11 protein-coding genes are annotated in these 15,974 nt (G+C 68.2%); 5 read left to right on the top strand and 6 right to left on the bottom strand.

Going from position 1 to position 15,974, the window contains the following annotated elements:
• Positions 1–48: 48 nt before the first annotated feature.
• Genes ACIOHP_RS28200 through ACIOHP_RS28225 form a run of 6 tightly spaced genes read right to left on the bottom strand, consistent with a single transcriptional unit; the run spans position 49 to position 9,473 of the window.
• Positions 49–1,299, bottom strand: a complete 1,251-nt coding sequence (locus ACIOHP_RS28200) for an alginate lyase family protein (protein ID WP_401891840.1) — start codon at positions 1,297–1,299, stop codon at positions 49–51.
• 25 nt (positions 1,300–1,324) lie between these two features.
• Positions 1,325–4,702: an alginate lyase family protein gene (locus ACIOHP_RS28205; protein WP_401891842.1), complete on the bottom strand. Its 3,378-nt coding sequence runs from the start codon at positions 4,700–4,702 to the stop codon at positions 1,325–1,327.
• The gene (locus tag ACIOHP_RS28210) at positions 4,699–6,225 is read right to left on the bottom strand and encodes a glycosyl hydrolase family 28 protein (RefSeq protein WP_401891843.1); all 1,527 of its coding nucleotides are present in this window, start codon (positions 6,223–6,225) and stop codon (positions 4,699–4,701) included. The genes ACIOHP_RS28205 and ACIOHP_RS28210 overlap by 4 nt, the downstream gene beginning before the upstream one ends.
• Before the next feature lie 34 nt (positions 6,226–6,259).
• Positions 6,260–7,132: a carbohydrate ABC transporter permease gene (locus tag ACIOHP_RS28215; protein ID WP_361541817.1), complete on the bottom strand. Its 873-nt coding sequence runs from the start codon at positions 7,130–7,132 to the stop codon at positions 6,260–6,262.
• Positions 7,129–8,127 carry a carbohydrate ABC transporter permease gene (locus ACIOHP_RS28220; RefSeq protein ID WP_401891845.1) on the bottom strand — a complete coding sequence of 333 codons (999 nt, stop codon included), beginning with the start codon at positions 8,125–8,127 and terminating at the stop codon, positions 7,129–7,131. The genes ACIOHP_RS28215 and ACIOHP_RS28220 overlap by 4 nt, the downstream gene beginning before the upstream one ends.
• Positions 8,124–9,473, bottom strand: coding sequence for an extracellular solute-binding protein (locus ACIOHP_RS28225; protein ID WP_401891847.1), 1,350 nt, complete (start codon positions 9,471–9,473; stop codon positions 8,124–8,126). Before ACIOHP_RS28225 ends, ACIOHP_RS28220 begins: the two co-directional genes overlap by 4 nt.
• 726 nt (positions 9,474–10,199) lie before the next feature.
• Between ACIOHP_RS28225 and ACIOHP_RS28230 the strand changes: the two genes are divergently transcribed.
• The 5 genes from ACIOHP_RS28230 (at position 10,200) to ACIOHP_RS28250 (ending at position 15,964) form a co-directional block, all read left to right on the top strand.
• The gene (locus ACIOHP_RS28230) at positions 10,200–11,213 is read left to right on the top strand and encodes a hydroxyacid dehydrogenase (protein WP_401891848.1); all 1,014 of its coding nucleotides are present in this window, start codon (positions 10,200–10,202) and stop codon (positions 11,211–11,213) included.
• 129 nt (positions 11,214–11,342) lie between these two features.
• Positions 11,343–12,428, top strand: coding sequence for a LacI family DNA-binding transcriptional regulator (locus ACIOHP_RS28235; RefSeq protein ID WP_361541828.1), 1,086 nt, complete (start codon positions 11,343–11,345; stop codon positions 12,426–12,428).
• Positions 12,429–12,828: 400 nt separating this feature from the next.
• Positions 12,829–14,163: an ABC transporter substrate-binding protein gene (locus ACIOHP_RS28240; RefSeq protein WP_401891849.1), complete on the top strand. Its 1,335-nt coding sequence runs from the start codon at positions 12,829–12,831 to the stop codon at positions 14,161–14,163.
• Between the two features lie 11 nt (positions 14,164–14,174).
• Positions 14,175–15,059 carry a carbohydrate ABC transporter permease gene (locus ACIOHP_RS28245; protein WP_401891850.1) on the top strand — a complete coding sequence of 295 codons (885 nt, stop codon included), beginning with the start codon at positions 14,175–14,177 and terminating at the stop codon, positions 15,057–15,059.
• Complete coding sequence (locus ACIOHP_RS28250) at positions 15,059–15,964, top strand: carbohydrate ABC transporter permease (RefSeq protein ID WP_401891851.1); 906 nt, start codon at positions 15,059–15,061, stop codon at positions 15,962–15,964. The genes ACIOHP_RS28245 and ACIOHP_RS28250 overlap by 1 nt, the downstream gene beginning before the upstream one ends.
• The last annotated feature ends 10 nt before the right edge of the window (positions 15,965–15,974 follow it).

A 15,974-nucleotide genomic window follows, 5' to 3' on the forward strand; every position in this document is an offset into this window, starting at 1 on the left:
CCGTCCGTACACGGTGTGCCGTGTGGTGCGTACGGACGGTGGCGCGTGCTACTTCGCGTACATCAGCGTGCCGAAGCCGAGCTGGTCGAAGCCGCCGCTGGTGGAGCCGTAGTCTCCGCCGCCGCCCTCGGGGGCGTTGGCGTAGTAGAAGGCCGAGATGTACTTGTCGTCGAGGCTCAGGCGCCGGTTGTAGTGGAAGTGGAGCATCGCCCAGACGGGGCGGATCTGGCCGCGGGAGGCGGCGGAGATCGCTGTCTGGGAGGATGGGGAGCAGTTCTGGCCGGTGCCCCAGGTGTAGGTGGTGAAGGGGACGTCGTTGCCGAGGTTGTACTTCGCGACGTACTGGGCGCCCTTCATGAAGCGGCGCCCGTCGTACGAGTAGAGGTCGTCGCCCTGGTTCCAGGCCATCTCGCAGATGGCGCCCATCTGGCCCATGCCCATGACGGTGTGCCCCTGGTCGCGGCCGGACTCCTGCCACTGGCCCAGCGCATAGCCGTCGGAGTCGGTGTACAGGTACGGCACCGCGTGCGCGAGGGAGCCGTTGCCGGCACCGGACTTGAAGTAGGTGACGGCCTGGTCGTACTTGGCGCTGTCCTGGTTGAGGATGCCGATGGCCAGGATCGAGGCCGTGTTGCACAGGTCCCAGTTGGCCCAGTAGTTGGTGATGCAGGCGTCGTTGTGGTTGGTCAGGAAGCTGTTGTTCATCGGGTAGAAGACGCGCGCCATCATCTCCTGGGCGGCGGCGAGGTCGAACCCGCCGTAGTCCCGCATGAGTTCGCAGGCGTTGGCGAACTGCCAGCCGTAGAGACCGGCCGCCAGGAACCGGTCGGCGTTGCCGCCGATCGAGGTGAGCGTGGTGGACCACGCGTTGAGGATCTTCGCGGCGCAGACCGCGTTGGCCTCGGAGCCACCGACTTTCCAGCGCAAGGCGTTCTGATAGGCGGCGGCGATGTCGTTGTAGAGGAGGCCGTAGTTCTCGCCGGTGCCGCCGCGGATGACGGTGGCGGTGGCCCGGTTGGTCCAGGTGGACTGGGAATGGGAGTTGGCGACCAGCTTGTTCCAGCCGGACAGCCAGGGGTCGTCGCCCGCGGCGACCCTGACCTTGGCGCGGTTGATGTCGCCGGCGTTGTGCAGCATGCCCGGGTGGGTCCAGGTGGACGGGGCGGCGTCCGCGCTGGTGGCGGCGAAGGCGCCGCCCCCGAGGCCGAGCGCGGCGCCGAGTCCGCCGGCGGTCCTGAGCAGACCGCGACGGCTCAACTCGCTTTCCTGGACGCGCCGGTGGGGGGATGTGCGGCTCATGTGCGTCTCCAATCCGTGGGGGGATCTAGAGAGAGGTGACACTCACCTCTTCGAACTGGGTGGTGCAGCGGACCAGCGGACTGCGGGAGCAGACCACGAGGCCGACGTGGTAGGAGGCGTCGCCGAAACCGGGGATCTCGCCGGAGGCGAGGTCGGTCCAGGTAGTGCCGTCGTCGGTGGAGACCGCTGCGGTGAAGGAGGTCCCGGTGCGCTTCAGCCGTAGCAGCAGGGGAAGTGGGACGGTGGCGGTGCCGGAGAAGGCGGAGGCTCCGGCGACGGTCCTGCGCAGCATGAGCTGTGCGGTGGTGCCGCCGGTGACGACGAGTCCGGCCGCCTGGTCGAACGGTGACAGGGACTTGGCCATCAGCAGGCCGACCCGGTCGGCGGTGGTGCCGTCGCGGGAGACCAGACGGGCGGTGACCTGACAGTCTCCGGTGACCGGGCGACGTGCGAACTGCCCCGTCATTCCCTGGTTGTTGACGGTCAGATCGGTGCCCGCGCCACGGACGGTGAAGGTGCCGTCGGCGTACGAGGTGCTGCCGGGTGTCGCGACCGCCACGACGCCGAGGGTGCCGAAGGCTCGGTCGTCCAGGACCGGGTCGCCGAGGTCTCCGTACGTCCAGGGGGCGGGCGGGGGTGTGCCGACCGTGAGGGCGAGCGTGCCGGTGGCGTCACCGGACGCGTTGCCCGCGGTCGTCGTGACCGTGAACTCGCCTGTTCTGGCGGGGGTTCCGCAGATCAGACCGGTGCGCTTGTTGAGGCGCAGGCCGTCGGGGAGCCCGTCGGCGGTGAACCTCACGGGCTCGTGGGAGCCGCGCAGCAGGTGCCGGAAGGTGTCGCCGCGATTCGCGAACACGGCAGACGAGGAGATGAGTTGCGGCACGGTGGGCGTGGGCATCCGCGCGACGGCGGGTTCCGAGAGGGGGCCGGGGCCGGCGCTGTTCGTCTTCGCCACGACGTAGTGGTACGCCGTGCCGGGGGTGCCGGTGGCGTCCGCGTACCGGATGCGGGTGCCGAAGCCGACGGGGCCGACGCGGGTCGCGATCGTCTCGTAGGGGCCGTCCGCGGTGGTGGCGCGAAGGACCTTGTACCGGGCGGAGAGGTCCGGGTCGGTCCAGGCCAGTTCGACCGCGTCGGCGGCGGAGGTCGCCCGCAGGTCGAGGGCGGTGCGCCTGGGGCGGGGCACGGACCAGACCTCACCGGCCGTGGCGGAGACCACGCTGACATGGTCGAAGGCGCCGGTGCCGGTCTCGGCGTAGTCCTCGTCGACACCGAGACAGGAGGTGAGGACGAGACCGGCGTATGCAATGTTCCGGAGACCGTCGACCTCGGTACGGCCGACTTCCGTCCACCGTATGCCGTCCGGCGAGATCGCCCCGACGCACCAACGGCCCTTGCGGGTCACCCGCACCCAGTACGGGGCCCGCAGCCGGTAGCCGTCGCCGGCGCCCTCGACGTACGGGGCCTCCAGCGGGGTCGCCGATTCCGGCAGGGTGCCGAGGCTGGAGATCGGGAAGGACGCGTTGACGGTGATCGCGTCCTGCTGGGAGGGCGGCACCGGGGTGCTGCCGGTGGCGGAGATGTCGGCCCCGGCCTTGGGCCGCACGGTCCACACGCCGCTCCAGGTGTGCAGCGGCAGCCCCTGGATCAGCATCGAGGCATGGGCGGCGTCCGCGTCGAGGCCCGCCCGGACGGTGACGCCGATCTTGGAGTACTGCGAGCTGAGCGGCCACACGATGCGGGCGGTGACGGTGCCGTCGCCGCGCAGCGGGAGGTGGACGAGGCGGTGGGTGTCGGCGGTGCCGCTCGCCTCCAGGACGAAACGTTCGCCGTCGAAGGCGGCGGAGCCGGGGATCTTCACGTCGCCGACGTCCCGGGTGGACCAGGGCTCGGGGAGGCCTGCGGTGGCGGCGGTGGGGCTGGACGCGCCGCTGCTGCCGAGGGGGTTGGCGGCGGTGACGGTGTAGTAGTAGGTCCGCCCGGACCGCACGCCGTCGTCTGTATGCGATGTGCCGTCGACCGCCGACGCGATCTCTGCGTACGGTCCCTCGGGTGCCGTCGCCCGGCGCACGGCGTACGTCGACGCCCCCACGGACGGCAGCCAGGCCACGGTGACCGACGTACCGTCGCCGACCGCGGTGACGCCGGCCGGTGCCGTCGGCACTGTCTCGGCCGGCGCCTTCGTACCCGCGTACGCGAACGTCCCCCAGCCGGGCAGGTCGTCGTTGCCGCCCTCGACGACGCGGGCGCCGCCGGTGCCGCGGAAGACGGCCGCCTCGGTGTACGGGGTGTCGAGGCCGCGGACGCCGGCGTAGTGGGCGTAGTACATCTCGTAGATCGGCGGCAGGGTGCCACGGACCTTGTCGGAGACGGTCGTCTTGAGGTATTTGCCGGTGCGGTCGAGGTCGGGGGTGAAGGGGACGTCGCCGCCGAGGTTGTAGCGGGCGGCGTACTCGGCGTTGGCGAGGATGCGGTGGTCGTCGAAGGCCCACAGATCGACACCCTGGTTCCAGGCGACCTGCGCGGCGTCGCCCATCAGGCCGACAGCCAGCTGTTCGTGGGCCTGGTCGCGGCCGGACTCCTGGCCCTGACCGCCGTCCGTGACCACCCGGCCCAGGACGCTGCCGTTGCCGACGCCGGCCGCGGCGAACCGCAGCGCGTCCTCGAAGAGGGTGCGCTGCTCGCAGAACACGCCGATGGCCAGCACGGACTGAAGGGCCGTCAGGTCCCAGTTGCCGTTGGCGTAGAGCATGTAGCCGGAGATCGCCGGATACCAGACGTCCAGGAAGGACTGCTCGCAGCGCGCGATGTCGGCGTCGCTCCAGCCGTCGTAGTCCGAATACCGCAGCAGTTCGGCCGCGTTGGCGAACTTGAAGACCTGCAGACCCGCGCCCAGCGGACCGTCGGCTCCGGTGACCATGGTGAGCGATGCCGACCAGGCGTTGAGGATGTCCCGGGCCTTGTCGGCGTGGGCGCGGGTGCCGGTGACGGCCCACATCAGGGCGTTCTGGTAGGCGGCGGCCGAGTCGGCGACGGCCTGGTTCTGGAAGTTGGTGGGGCCTCTGCCCCAGCTGGTGATCTGGCCCGTGTTCTGGACGGTGTACGTGGACTTCGAGCGGGCGTGGGCCGCGAAGGCGAGGTAGCCGTCATGGACCGGTGACTCCTTGACGGCCACCGCGACCTTCATACGTGCGATGTCGTCGGCTGTATGCAGTAGCCCGGGGTGGGTGAACTGTCGGCCGTCGCCAGTCGTACCGGCGCCGGAGTCCGCCGCTCTCGCCGTGCCGGGCACGAGCAGTCCGCTCGTGCCCGCCGCCAGCAGCAGGGCCGCGGTGCCGCCGAGGAAGCCCCGGCGGCTCGTCGCCGGAGTGCCGGCAGTGCGGGGAGTACGGAAAGTGGTCACGACGACGCGGCCGCCTCGGCCTCGGCGGTGGTGAGGAACTTCAGGTTCGTGACGTGCTCGTTGGCGTACCACTGGATCGTGTCGGTGGTGTAGTACCAGGTCGGCTTCTTCATCGAGTCGGCGATGACCTGGCCGTTGATCACGAGGTTCTCGAACGTGACGTTGTCGATGGCGTGGTCGGCGTCGTAGCCGAGGAGCAGCGACGGGTTGGCTTTCGTGCCCGTGTAGGTGAGGTTCTTGACGTAGACGTCCTGGATGCCGCGGCCGACCGAGGTGTTGTACTTCGTGTTGTACATGACCTTGAGATAGATGACCTGGCCCCAGCGGATGTCCTCGATGCGGACGTCCTCGACGCGGACGTTCTTCAGGAGGTTGGAGTCGCCGACGTTGAGGGCGATGCACCCCTGGTAGTTCATCTGGGGTTCGCGCTGGTCGCAGATGTCGAGGTTCTGGAAGACGAGGTTCTCGAGCGTCTCGGGGTTCTCGGTGTTGCCGTGTGTGCCGACGTTGATGGGGTGGGCGACGTCGGCCCAGAGGGTGGAGTTCTTGACGGTGATGTTCCTGGTGTCGCCGTAGTACTCCCAGCGGTGGGTGTAGAGGGCGATGCAGTCGTCGGAGTTGCGCATGAAGACGCCGTCGATGGTGATGTCGGTGCTGGAGAAGACGTCGATGCCGTCGCCCCAGCCCTTGGAACTGAAGGCGCACAGGCCCTTGATGGAGACGTCGGTGGACTCGCCGATCTGGACCGCGTAGCCGTTGGGGTTGAGGACGGTGACGGCGTCCATACGGATGTCCGTCGAGCCTTCGACGAGGATGCCGCCCGCCTTCGTGCCGGCGAGCACACCGCGGCCGGTGATCCGGGCGTCCCGCACGTCCCTGAAGACGACGGTCGCCTTGAGCAGGGCGCCGCCGTCGAGGTGGACGGTCTTGCCCGAGGGGACGTTGAGGTATCCGTCGGCGGTGGTGTGGACGCCGGGGCCGTAGTAGAGGACGTCGGGGTCGTCCGCCTTCGGCTTGCGCTTCTCGATCGGGCGGGCGAACAGGTGCAGGGAGTCGAAGAGGTCGTCGTTGATCTGGACGACGATGTTGCGCGGTCTGTCGAGGGTGAACCGGAGGGTGTCGGCGAGGACTTCGGGCGTGATGCCGTACGAGTCGGGCCGCACCCGCACCTTCTGCACCCCGCCCTTGATGAAGGTCACCTCGACCTCGACCTCACCGCAGAAGTCGAAGTAGGCGAGGGAGGAGTTGAACTGCTTCTTGCTGCCCGTGGCGGCGTTGATCTCGGCGAGGGTGGGCCGGTAGACGCCGAGGGTCTCCCAACTTCCGCCGGGGACACGGACCTTGACGGTGTAGCTGCCGGTGTTGACGGGGGCGCCGGTCGGCACGGGGTACGTCACCAGGTGCGGTTCCACCGTGTCGCCGTCCGCGTGGGCCGCCGTGGCCGTCAGGTGGGTGAGGCCGGCCGCGAGCACGGTGGCACCTGCCGCCTGGAGGGCGGTGCGGCGTGACAGGGGCGTGTTCATCTCAGGACTCCTTGCAACAGGTCGGAAGGCTGGGCTACTTGAGGCCCGACGTGGACATCCCGGCGACGAATCCGCGCTGGGCGATGAGGAAGATCAGCAGGATCGGGACGACGTACATCACCGAGGCCGCGGCCTGGAGTTCGGGGACAGGTGTGCCGCCCTCGTTGACGTAGGCGGTCATCACGGCGACGGCGAGCGTGGTGCGGTCGGTGGACAGCAGCAGCTGCGGGGCGATGTAGTCGCCCCAGGTCCAGGTGAAGGCGATGATGAAGCTCGCGGACAGCACGGGCCAGGACTGCGGCAGGAAGATCCGCCAGAAGATCGAGGCGTAGCCGCAGCCGTCGACGATCGCGGCCTCCTCCAGTTCCCGGGGCATGCCCGCGAAGAACTGCCGGAAGAGGAACACCAGATACGGCGCCGCGGACAGGCCCCACAGCACCCACGGCCAGTAGGTGTCGACCATGCCGAGCTTGGCGAAGATCAGGTAGGTGGGCAGCAGGGTGACCATCTGCGGCAGCATCATCGAGCCGAGCAGCACACCGAACAGCACCTTCTTGCCGGGCGCGTCGAGCCGGGCGAAGCCGAATCCGACCCAGGCCGAGCTGAGGGTGACCAGCGTGGCGTAGAGGAAGGCGATGATCAGGGAGTTGCGGGCGTAGCCGAGGAAGTCGATCTGGTCGAAGGCGTCGGCGAAGTTGTGCCACTGGAAGACGTCGGGCAGCCAGTGCACGGGTGAGGCGGCCAACTCCCCTTGCGTCTTGAGGCCGGAGAGGATCAGCCAGCCGAACGGGCCGAGGAACAGTCCGGTGACGGAGACGAGCACGGTGTAGAGGGCGAGGCGTCTGGCGCGCACGCGTACGCGCGCGTCGGCGATCGGGGACTTGGGCGGCAGACTGGTCGCGGTCACTTCTTCGCCTCCGGGTCGACGGTGTAGAACACGGCGCCGGACGTGAACTTGAAGATGAGTCCGGTCACCGCGAGGATCAGGACGAAGAGCACCCAGAGCAGTGCGGAGGCGTAGCCGTAGCGGCCGAGCGCGAAGTACTGCGCGAACACATGCATCATGTAGAGGTAGTTCGACTGCGGGACCGTGGTGATGCCGCTCGTGTCACCGAGCGGCGCCAACAGCAGCGGCATGATGGTCTGCACTGAGGCGATCATCCCGGTGACCGTCTGGAAGAGCAGCACGGGCGACAGCAGCGGCACGGTGATGCTGCGGAAGGTGCGCCAGGCGCTCGCCCCGTCGATCCGAGCCGCCTCGTGGAGTTCCCGGGGGACGTCCTGGAGACCGGCCAGCGAGATGATCATGACGTTGCCGGCGCCCCAGAGCACGGTCATCAGCAGGACGTAGCGGGCGTACGGGTCGGCGAGCCAGGCCAGGGCGTCGATACCGAAGAAGGTCAGAACACCGTTGGTGGCACCGGAGTTCTGGTCGAAGAGGAGCTTGAAGGCGAGGCCCGCGCCCACCGGCGGCACCACGGCGGGCAGATAGAGCAGCGTGCGGAACAGTCCGCGCGCCTTCAGCGGCCGGTTGACCAGTACGGCGAGGCCGAGTCCCGCGATGATCGACAGCGGTACCGAGGTCACCGCGAACAGGCCCGCGCGGCCCAGCGAGTCCCAGGTGACCGGATCGTTCAGCAGCTCGCGGTAGTTGCCGAGTCCGACGTACTTCCAGTGGGGCGAGATGCCGTCGAAGGTGGTGAAGCTGAGCCACAGCGCGTACGCCATCGGCACGATGGTCAGCAGCAGGAACCCGATGATCCAGGGCGAGGTGAACAGGTAGAACGCCCGGTGTCTGCGCGCGGTCATGGTGATCCGTGGCCGCCCGGCGGCGCTCGCCCGTCCGGTGCTCGCGGCGGCGTCGGGCCGGTCCGCGACGGGGGAAATCTGATCGACCGTCATCCCACCTGCTCCTTACCGCGCTTCAGCTGGTCGTTGATGGCCGAGTTCAGACGTCCGGCGAGGGTGTCGACGGAGATCTGGCCGTTCATCGCGGCGGGGGCTATCTGGTTGAAGAGGGCGTCGAGCGCGTCCGCCCTGGTGTACGGGGTGAAGGAGACCACCGAGAAATGCTTCAGTTCGTTCTCCTGGACCCTCAACACCCGTTCTTCGTAGTCCTCCTGACCTGGCATCAGTGAGCGCAGTGACTTGAGCGTGGGGATGCCCCAGCCGCCGGCGGCACGTGCTTTGGCCGGCTCCTCGCCGAAGAACCACTCGAAGACCCGCCAGGCGGCGTCCTTGTTCTGCGCACCGCGTGGCATCCACAGTCCGGTGCCGCCCTGGCAGGCGCTGATCCGGGGACCGCCCGCGAACATCGGGGCCGGCGCCAGCCGGGACACCTTCGCCAGCTTCTTGTCCGGGTAGATCATGCCGCCCATCCAGTAGCCGGCGTTCGACATGGCCAGCCGCCCGGCCTGGTAGGTGGGGCCGTCCCAGCCGTTGGGGTCGGGCTGGACGAGACTCGGCCCCACCTTGGTCCGGCAGTAGTCGATGTACCAGGTCAGGGCCTTGCGGGCCTCGGGGGTGGTGAAGTCGACGCGGGAGAAGTCGTCGTTGAAGAGGCTTCCTCCGGCGGACGCGGTCATGGTCGTCAGGAGCGTGGCCCGGGTGAGGCCGGCGTAGCTGCCTCCGAAGACGGTGGTCTGACCCTTCTTGCGCTGCACGAGGCGCTGGGCGGTGTCCTGCCACTCCTCGTAGGTGACCGGCTCGGTCTCCGACGGTTGGTCGACACCGGCCTTGTCGAAGGCCGCGGAGTTGTACCAGTACATGGAGTCCTGGGAGAAGTCCTTGGCCATGCCGTAGCGGGGGCCCTTGCCCTGGGTGCGGCCGTCGTACCGCCACAGGTCGTTGACGGGGTCCAGGTCGTCCAGCTTGAGGACGCCGCTCCGCGCGAAGTAGGGGTCCAGTTCCTCGGCCACGTCCCGTGCCGCGAAGAACGGCGCGTCCACGGCACCGACGCCACGCACCAGGTCGGGCGGGTTGCCGCTGGTCAGCATCGCGATCAGCTTGGTGATGTCGTACTTCACCAGGACGATCTTGATGCCGAGGGCCTTCTTCGCCTGCCGCACCTGCTCCGGGAGGATGTCTCCGGAGTTGACCATCACGGTGACGGTCTCACCCGAGCCGCTGACCCCGGTGGACACCCGCATCGCGCAGCCGCTCAGCGCGGCAGCACCGGCCGCGGCGCCTCCCGCCGACAGGGCGAGGAACCGGCGGCGGCCCATCGGGGCACCGACACGAGGGTGCATGAACGCACCACCTCCCGCTTCACCTAGTTGGCTCGATTGTTTGGCAACCGGTTGTTGGGCAATGGGGCAGAGCTTCTTCCTGTCCGGAAACCGCGTCAAGAGCCATGACGAGTTTTCGAAAAGTCTGCGTAACCCGGGCGCCATGCGCCGGACGGCCGACAAGGCCACGTCGGTCGAAGAAAGTGCAGCTCAAGGCCATCCCATATGGCGATGTCGACCACCACCGTCCGCACGTGCGCACCGGCCGGGAGCGCCCCGCGCACGATCTCGCCGACCAATCACAGAGGCCCGGAGCGCACCCCGATCGCCGTCGGCAAGCAGTGATCAGCAGGCGCTATGGACGTCCTGCTCAGAAACCGGTTGTCAGACTGTGAGACGTGACCCGGCGACGCGGGCCAACAGCACCGCACGGCGGGACGACCGACGTCCGAGCCGCTGAGACCACTGAAACCGTTGAGGTCGCTGGGTGAGAAAACGGGGAAACCGATTTCCCTACAGAGCGGGATCAAGGCACTTGGCCACGCCACGACACCGACGAGCCTCCTCCGACCCCAACTCCCGCCCCCGACCCTCCACCCCGCCGCGACGTGGGCATACGTGGTGGAAACGAGCCGGGGGAAATCCACCCCTCCCCGATCCATCAGACCGATTGACCCACCGTTCCCGGCAGATCTACGGTAGAAGGCGCTTTCAGAAAATGTTTCTACTCAGTGCCTCAGGAGCCTCATGCCCAGCCCCCAGCTGCCGCGGGCCGTGTTCGCGATGGACCCGGTGCACCTGCCCCTGCTGTTCCCCCCGGCGCTCATGGCCCGGTTGCGGCAGGCGGCCGACCTCGATCCCGGCCTCGTGCTGCGGGACTTCACCGATCCCGCGGCGGCCGAGGTCCTCGCCGCGACCGAGGTGCTCATCACCGGCTGGGGCTGCCCGAGCCTCGACGCGGACGTCCTCACCGCCGCACCCCGGCTGCGCACCGTGCTGCACGCGGCGGGCTCCGTCCGCTCGCTCGTCGGCGAGAAACTGTGGGAACGCGGCATCAGTGTGTCCAGCGCGGTCACCGGAAACGCGCTGCCGGTCGCGGAGTACACCCTCGCGATGATCCTGCTCGCCGGAAAGGACGCCTTCACCCAGCGCGAACGGTTCCGCACCACCCACGCCTACCCGCCCCCCACCGAGACCGCGCACATCGGCAACGTCGGCCGCCGCATCGGCGTCATCGGAGCCTCGCGTGTGGGACGCCGCCTGCTGGAGCTGCTGCGCCCCTTCGACTTCACGGTCCTGCTCCACGACCCCTATGTCAGCCCCGCCGAGGCCACCGCTCTCGGCGCCCAACTCGTCTCACTGGACGAACTGTTGAGCCAGTGCGACATCGTCAGCCTGCACGCCCCGGACATCCCCGAGACCTATCGCATGCTCGACGCCGGACGGCTCGCGCTCATCCGGGACGGCGGCGTCCTCATCAACACGTCCCGGGGCGCGCTCGTCGACCCCGACGCACTGGCCGACGAGCTGGTCGCCGGTCGACTGTATGCGGTACTCGATGTCACGGAACCCGAGCCGCTGCCGGCGGGGTCGCCGTTGTACCGGCTGCCGAACGTGTTCCTCACACCTCATATCGCCGGGTCGCTCGGGAACGAGCTGGAGAGACTCGGGCGGATCGTGGTGGAGGAACTGGAGCGGGTGGCCTCCGGCGGGCCATTGGCACACGAGGTGCGGCATGCGGATCTGACCCGTGTCGCCTGAGGGAACCGGCACCTCACTGCCGCCGGAAACCATGGGATACGGTTTTCCGCACCGGCTCCGGGCCGGGCCCCCGACCGGTGTCCTCCCGGCCCGCGGTGGGGCGATCACGATGGTGAAGGAGCCCCCAGGGTGAGTCAGCGCAAGGCTTCGGGCGACGCCGGACGGGCCACCATCCGGGACGTCGCGGAGCAGGCGGGCGTCTCCGTCGCCAGCGTCTCCCGCGTCCTGTCGGGCAACTACCCGGTCTCGGAGGAGCTGCGCCGCCGGGTGATGAAGGTGGTCGGGGACCTGGACTACGTCACCAACGCCCACGCCCGCTCCCTGGCAGGCGGCGGCACACCCACGGTGGCGATCCTCATCAACGACATCACCGGCGCCGCGTTCGCCCATGTCGCGAGGGGTGTCGAGGGAGCCGCCACCCTGCGGGGCTGGCTCTCGCTGGTCGGCACGACGGGTGACGACCCCGAGCGTGAGCTCGCACTGGTCAACATGATGCGCCAGCAGGGCGTCGCCGCCGTGGTGCTGCTCGGCGGCGCCTACGACTACGACGAGTACCAGCTGCGCATGGCCCGGTTCGCCCGGTCCCTGGACGCGGCCGGCTCCCAACTCGTACTGGTCGGCAGGCCGCCGCTGGAGGGCGACGTACCGGCGACGACGGTCGACTACGACAACGAGGGCGGCGCGTACGCGATGGCCAGCCATCTGCTGTCCGCCGGGCACCGCAAGGTCCTGGTGCTGCCGGGACATGCCGAACTCACCACCGCACAGGGCCGGTTGAAGGGGGCGCGGCGCGCCTTCGAAGCGTACGGCGTGCCTTTCGAGCCCAGCATGGTGAGGCACGGCTTCTACGACTACGAGCACGGCTACGACGCCGTCCAGGAGAGCCTGCGCGACGGGCTCGACTTCACCGCGGTGCTGGCCGGGACCGATGTGGTCGCCGCGGGAGCCATGCAGGCGCTGCGTGCGGCGGGGCTGCGGGTGCCGGAGGACGTGTCGATCGTCGGGTACGACGACATTCCTCTCGCGTCCCAGCTCACGCCCCAACTGACCACCGTGCATGTGCCGTACGAGGAGATGGGCCGGGTCGCGCTGCGCGCGGTCGCCGATCGGCGCGAGGGGGGCCCGGGCCGTCGTAAGGGCGACGGCGACCACCTCGTGCTGGGCACCCATGTCGTCGTACGCAACTCCGTCCGCCCGCCCGCGCCTCGCGTGTGATCCATGCGAGTGGGCGGTCCAGAAGCGCTGTGAAAGCGATCGTTTCGTAAGCGTTTTCCAAAGGTTTTTTCGTGATCCTCCGAGGTCGGGCCAGTGGCCGCCCGGCCTCTGCGCAGGCTGCGATCCACATGCCCTGACCAGTACATACAGGCGAAGAACGGCCGTCGCACACGGGACACTTCGGCATCACGCGACGGACAATCCGGCGTAACAAATTTCCGCGCACCTCTTGCTATGGACTGATCCGTCGTCCTACCGTCCCAGCAACCGCTTACTACAGCTTCCGCTTGGCCGACCCCCCTCAACCGCGAGCCGCGGATTCCGGCCGCCGTTCCCGGCCTGCGCCCCCGAGCCGCCGTCCTCGTTCCGAGACGCCCAACTTCCGAAGGAACACGGTCAGATGAACTTCACCAGCCGCCGGAGAAGGTTCGCCCAAACCGCTGTCGCGGGTATCGCGCTGACAGGCCTGCTCGCCGCCTGCGGCGGGTCGGAGTCCGGAGACGACACCGACTCCTCCGGCCCGGTCACCCTCGACTTCTGGGGCTGGGCCAACGGCCAGGAGGCCGTCGTGAAGGCGTTCAACGCCTCTCACCAGGACGTCCAGCTGAAGTACACGAAGATCACCGACCAGCTGACCATGCAGAAGCAGCTGAGCAACGCCGTCAAGGCCGAGAACGCTCCCTGTCTGCTGCAGAACACCGGTGAGTACGTGACCAGTTGGGTCGCGCAGGGCGCGCTGGCCGACATCTCGAAGTACGTGGAGCCGAGCAAGGGCAAGTTCAACTCCGGTTCGTGGGCGACCGGTCAGGTGCAGGGCAAGACCTACGGTGTGCCCACGGCCTCGGCGCCCGCGTTCACGATCTACCGCACCGACATCTTCACGAAGTACGGCCTGAAGGCCCCGGCGACCTGGGACGACTTCATCGCCGCGGGCAAGGTCCTCAAGAAGCACGACATCAGGATCACCAACTACGCCGGTGAGGACCCCAGCACCCTGGAGGTGCTCGCCATGCAGGCGGGCGCCCACTGGTACGCCATCGACGGCAACGCCTGGAAGGTGAACTTCCAGGACGAGGGCAGTCTGAAGGCCGCGAAGGTGATCCAGGAGATCATCGACAACGACCTCAACGCCAAGCTGTCCTTCGCCGACTACGCGGCCGTGCAGCGCAGCTTCGACAACGGCGACACCGCGACCCGGCAGATCTCCACCTGGCAGATGTCGGGCATGGTGCAGAACTTCACCAAGTCCTTCGGCGACTGGGCACTGTCCCCCTGGCCGACGTTCGCCGGTGAGGCGGCCAAGACCCCGGCGGGCACCAACCAGAGCGGCAACCTGACGCTGGTGTCCGAGCAGTGCGAGCACCAGGAGCAGGCCGCCGAGGCGGCGCTGTGGATGTCCACCGACACCGGCGCGGTCAAGACCATGGCCAGCCCGGAGACCGGCAGCGGCGTGATGCCGGCGCTGGCCGACAGTGACTCCTACGTGCCCGAGGCGATCTCCGAGAAGCTGCTCGGCAAGAACTACGAGCCGGCGCAGCAGATCGTGAAGGACAGTCTCGGCACCGTCACCACCGACTGGACCTTCGGTCCCAACTGGACAGCGATGTTCACCGAGTTGCAGAGCCAGTGGGGCAAGGTCGTCAGCAAGAAGCAGACGGTCACCGACCTCCTCGCCCATATGCAGGAGTGGACGGTCAAGGACCTGAAGTCCCGCGGCATCAACGTCAAGGGCTGAGGCACATCCCGATGATTCGCTCACTGCGCTGGAAGGGTGCCGCCTTCACGGTGCCCTTCCAGCTCGGCTTCGTGTTCCTGTATCTGCTGCCGATCGGCTACGCCGTCTACCAGTCGCTGTACCGCTCGCAGTCCTCCGGACTGGGCCTGGGCGGCACCACCGACGAGTTCTCCGGCTTCGACAACTACCAACAGGGCCTGACGGACTCGAAGTTCATGGGCTCCGTGCTGCGGGTGGTGGTCTTCGCCCTGGTGCAGATCCCGGTGATGCTGCTGATCAGCCTGGCGCTGGCACTGCTCCTGGACGCGGTGACGGCCAAGGCGGCCGGCAAGTTCCGGATCATGCTGCTGGTGCCGTACATGATCCCCGGGGTGGTCGCGGCGATCGTGTGGATCAACGTGTACAGCCCGGACGTCGGTCCGCTCACCCCGCTCGGCGACTTCTTCGGCTTCCACTGGAACTTCTTCTCGCCGTCGATGGTGTGGCCGTCCATCGGCAACCTGCTGACCTGGCACGGCATCGGCTACAACATGGTGATCATCTACGCGGCGCTGCAAGGCGTGCCGCGTGAGCTGTTCGAGGCCGCGCGTCTCGACGGCGCCTCCGAGTGGCGGATCGCGCTCAGCATCAAGATCCCGTTCGTGCGGGGGGCGTTGGTGCTGACCGGCATGCTCTCGATCATCCAGATGCTGCAGATCTTCAACGAGCCGGCGCTGTTCCGGAACATCACCCCGGAGACGGTCGACGACAGCTTCACCCCGATCATGATCATCTACAACCAGGCGTTCAACGCCGGGAACTACCACTACGCCGCGACGCTGTCGGTCCTGCTCGCACTGATCCTCGGTGTCGCCTCCTTCCTCTTCTACCGGCTCACTTCGAGGGAGGCCGACTGATGACCCTCACCGAAGAGCGCGCGGGCACCCGCACCGTCCGCCGTCTCAACCGCCCTGACCCGGCGGCCCGTTCACGCGGCGGCCAGCGATTCCTGCTCGTCGGCTTGACCCTGGCGAGCGTCTACAGCCTGTTCCCGGTGTGGTGGCTGATCGTCGCCGCCACCAAGGACCGCACGGGCCTGTACCAGTCCAACGGCCTGTGGTTCTCCGGCTGGCACCTGTGGGACAACCTGCAGCAGGTGTTCACCTACGACGACGGCATCTTCCTGCGCTGGACGTTCAACTCGTTCCTGTACGCCGGTGTCGGCTCCCTCGGCGGCACACTGATCGCCCTCGCGACGGGCTACGGCCTGGCCCGCTTCGACTTCCCGGGCCGCAACCTGGTCTTCGCGAGCGTGGTCGGCTCGTTCCTGATCCCGCTCGCCCTGCTGACCCTGCCGCTGTATCTGCTGTTCTCGGAGATCGGCCTGGTCGACACACCCTGGGCGATGCTGATCCCCTGTCTGATCAACCCGTTCAGCGTGTACCTCGCCAAGGTGTATACAGAAGCCACCATTCCGTACGAGCTTCTGGAGGCCGCTCGTATCGACGGCGCCGGCGAGCTGCGGATCTTCTTCAGCATCGCGCTGCGGATGATGACGACGGGCGGCGCGACGGTCTTCCTGCTCGCCTTCGTGAACACCTGGAACGCCTTCTTCCTCCCCCTCACCGTGCTGCGCGGCCAGGAGAACTGGACCCTCAACCTGGGCCTGTACAACTGGTCCGGCAAGCGCGCGGAGTCCGGCGTCGACCTCACCGGCCTGGTGCTGACCGGCGCCCTGCTGTCCATCATCCCGATGGCGATCATGATGGTCGCGATGCGTCGCTACTGGCGGTCGGGCGTGACGATGGGGGCGCTCAAGTGACCGTCGCACC

The organism is Streptomyces sp. NPDC087859 (assembly GCF_044742595.1).
Classification (GTDB): Bacteria; Actinomycetota; Actinomycetes; order Streptomycetales; family Streptomycetaceae; genus Streptomyces; species Streptomyces canus_F.

Excerpts from the sequence above, each read along its gene's own strand:
- ACIOHP_RS28200 (WP_401891840.1), bottom strand. The coding sequence starts at position 1,299 with ATGAGCCGCACATCCCCCCACCGGCGCGTCCAGGAAAGCGAGTTGAGC.
- ACIOHP_RS28210 (WP_401891843.1), bottom strand. The coding sequence starts at position 6,225 with ATGAACACGCCCCTGTCACGCCGCACCGCCCTCCAGGCGGCAGGTGCC.
- ACIOHP_RS28220 (WP_401891845.1), bottom strand. The coding sequence starts at position 8,127 with ATGACGGTCGATCAGATTTCCCCCGTCGCGGACCGGCCCGACGCCGCC.
- ACIOHP_RS28225 (WP_401891847.1), bottom strand. The coding sequence starts at position 9,473 with ATGCACCCTCGTGTCGGTGCCCCGATGGGCCGCCGCCGGTTCCTCGCC.
- ACIOHP_RS28230 (WP_401891848.1), top strand. The coding sequence starts at position 10,200 with ATGCCCAGCCCCCAGCTGCCGCGGGCCGTGTTCGCGATGGACCCGGTG.
- ACIOHP_RS28240 (WP_401891849.1), top strand. The coding sequence starts at position 12,829 with ATGAACTTCACCAGCCGCCGGAGAAGGTTCGCCCAAACCGCTGTCGCG.
- ACIOHP_RS28245 (WP_401891850.1), top strand. The coding sequence starts at position 14,175 with ATGATTCGCTCACTGCGCTGGAAGGGTGCCGCCTTCACGGTGCCCTTC.
- ACIOHP_RS28250 (WP_401891851.1), top strand. The coding sequence starts at position 15,059 with ATGACCCTCACCGAAGAGCGCGCGGGCACCCGCACCGTCCGCCGTCTC.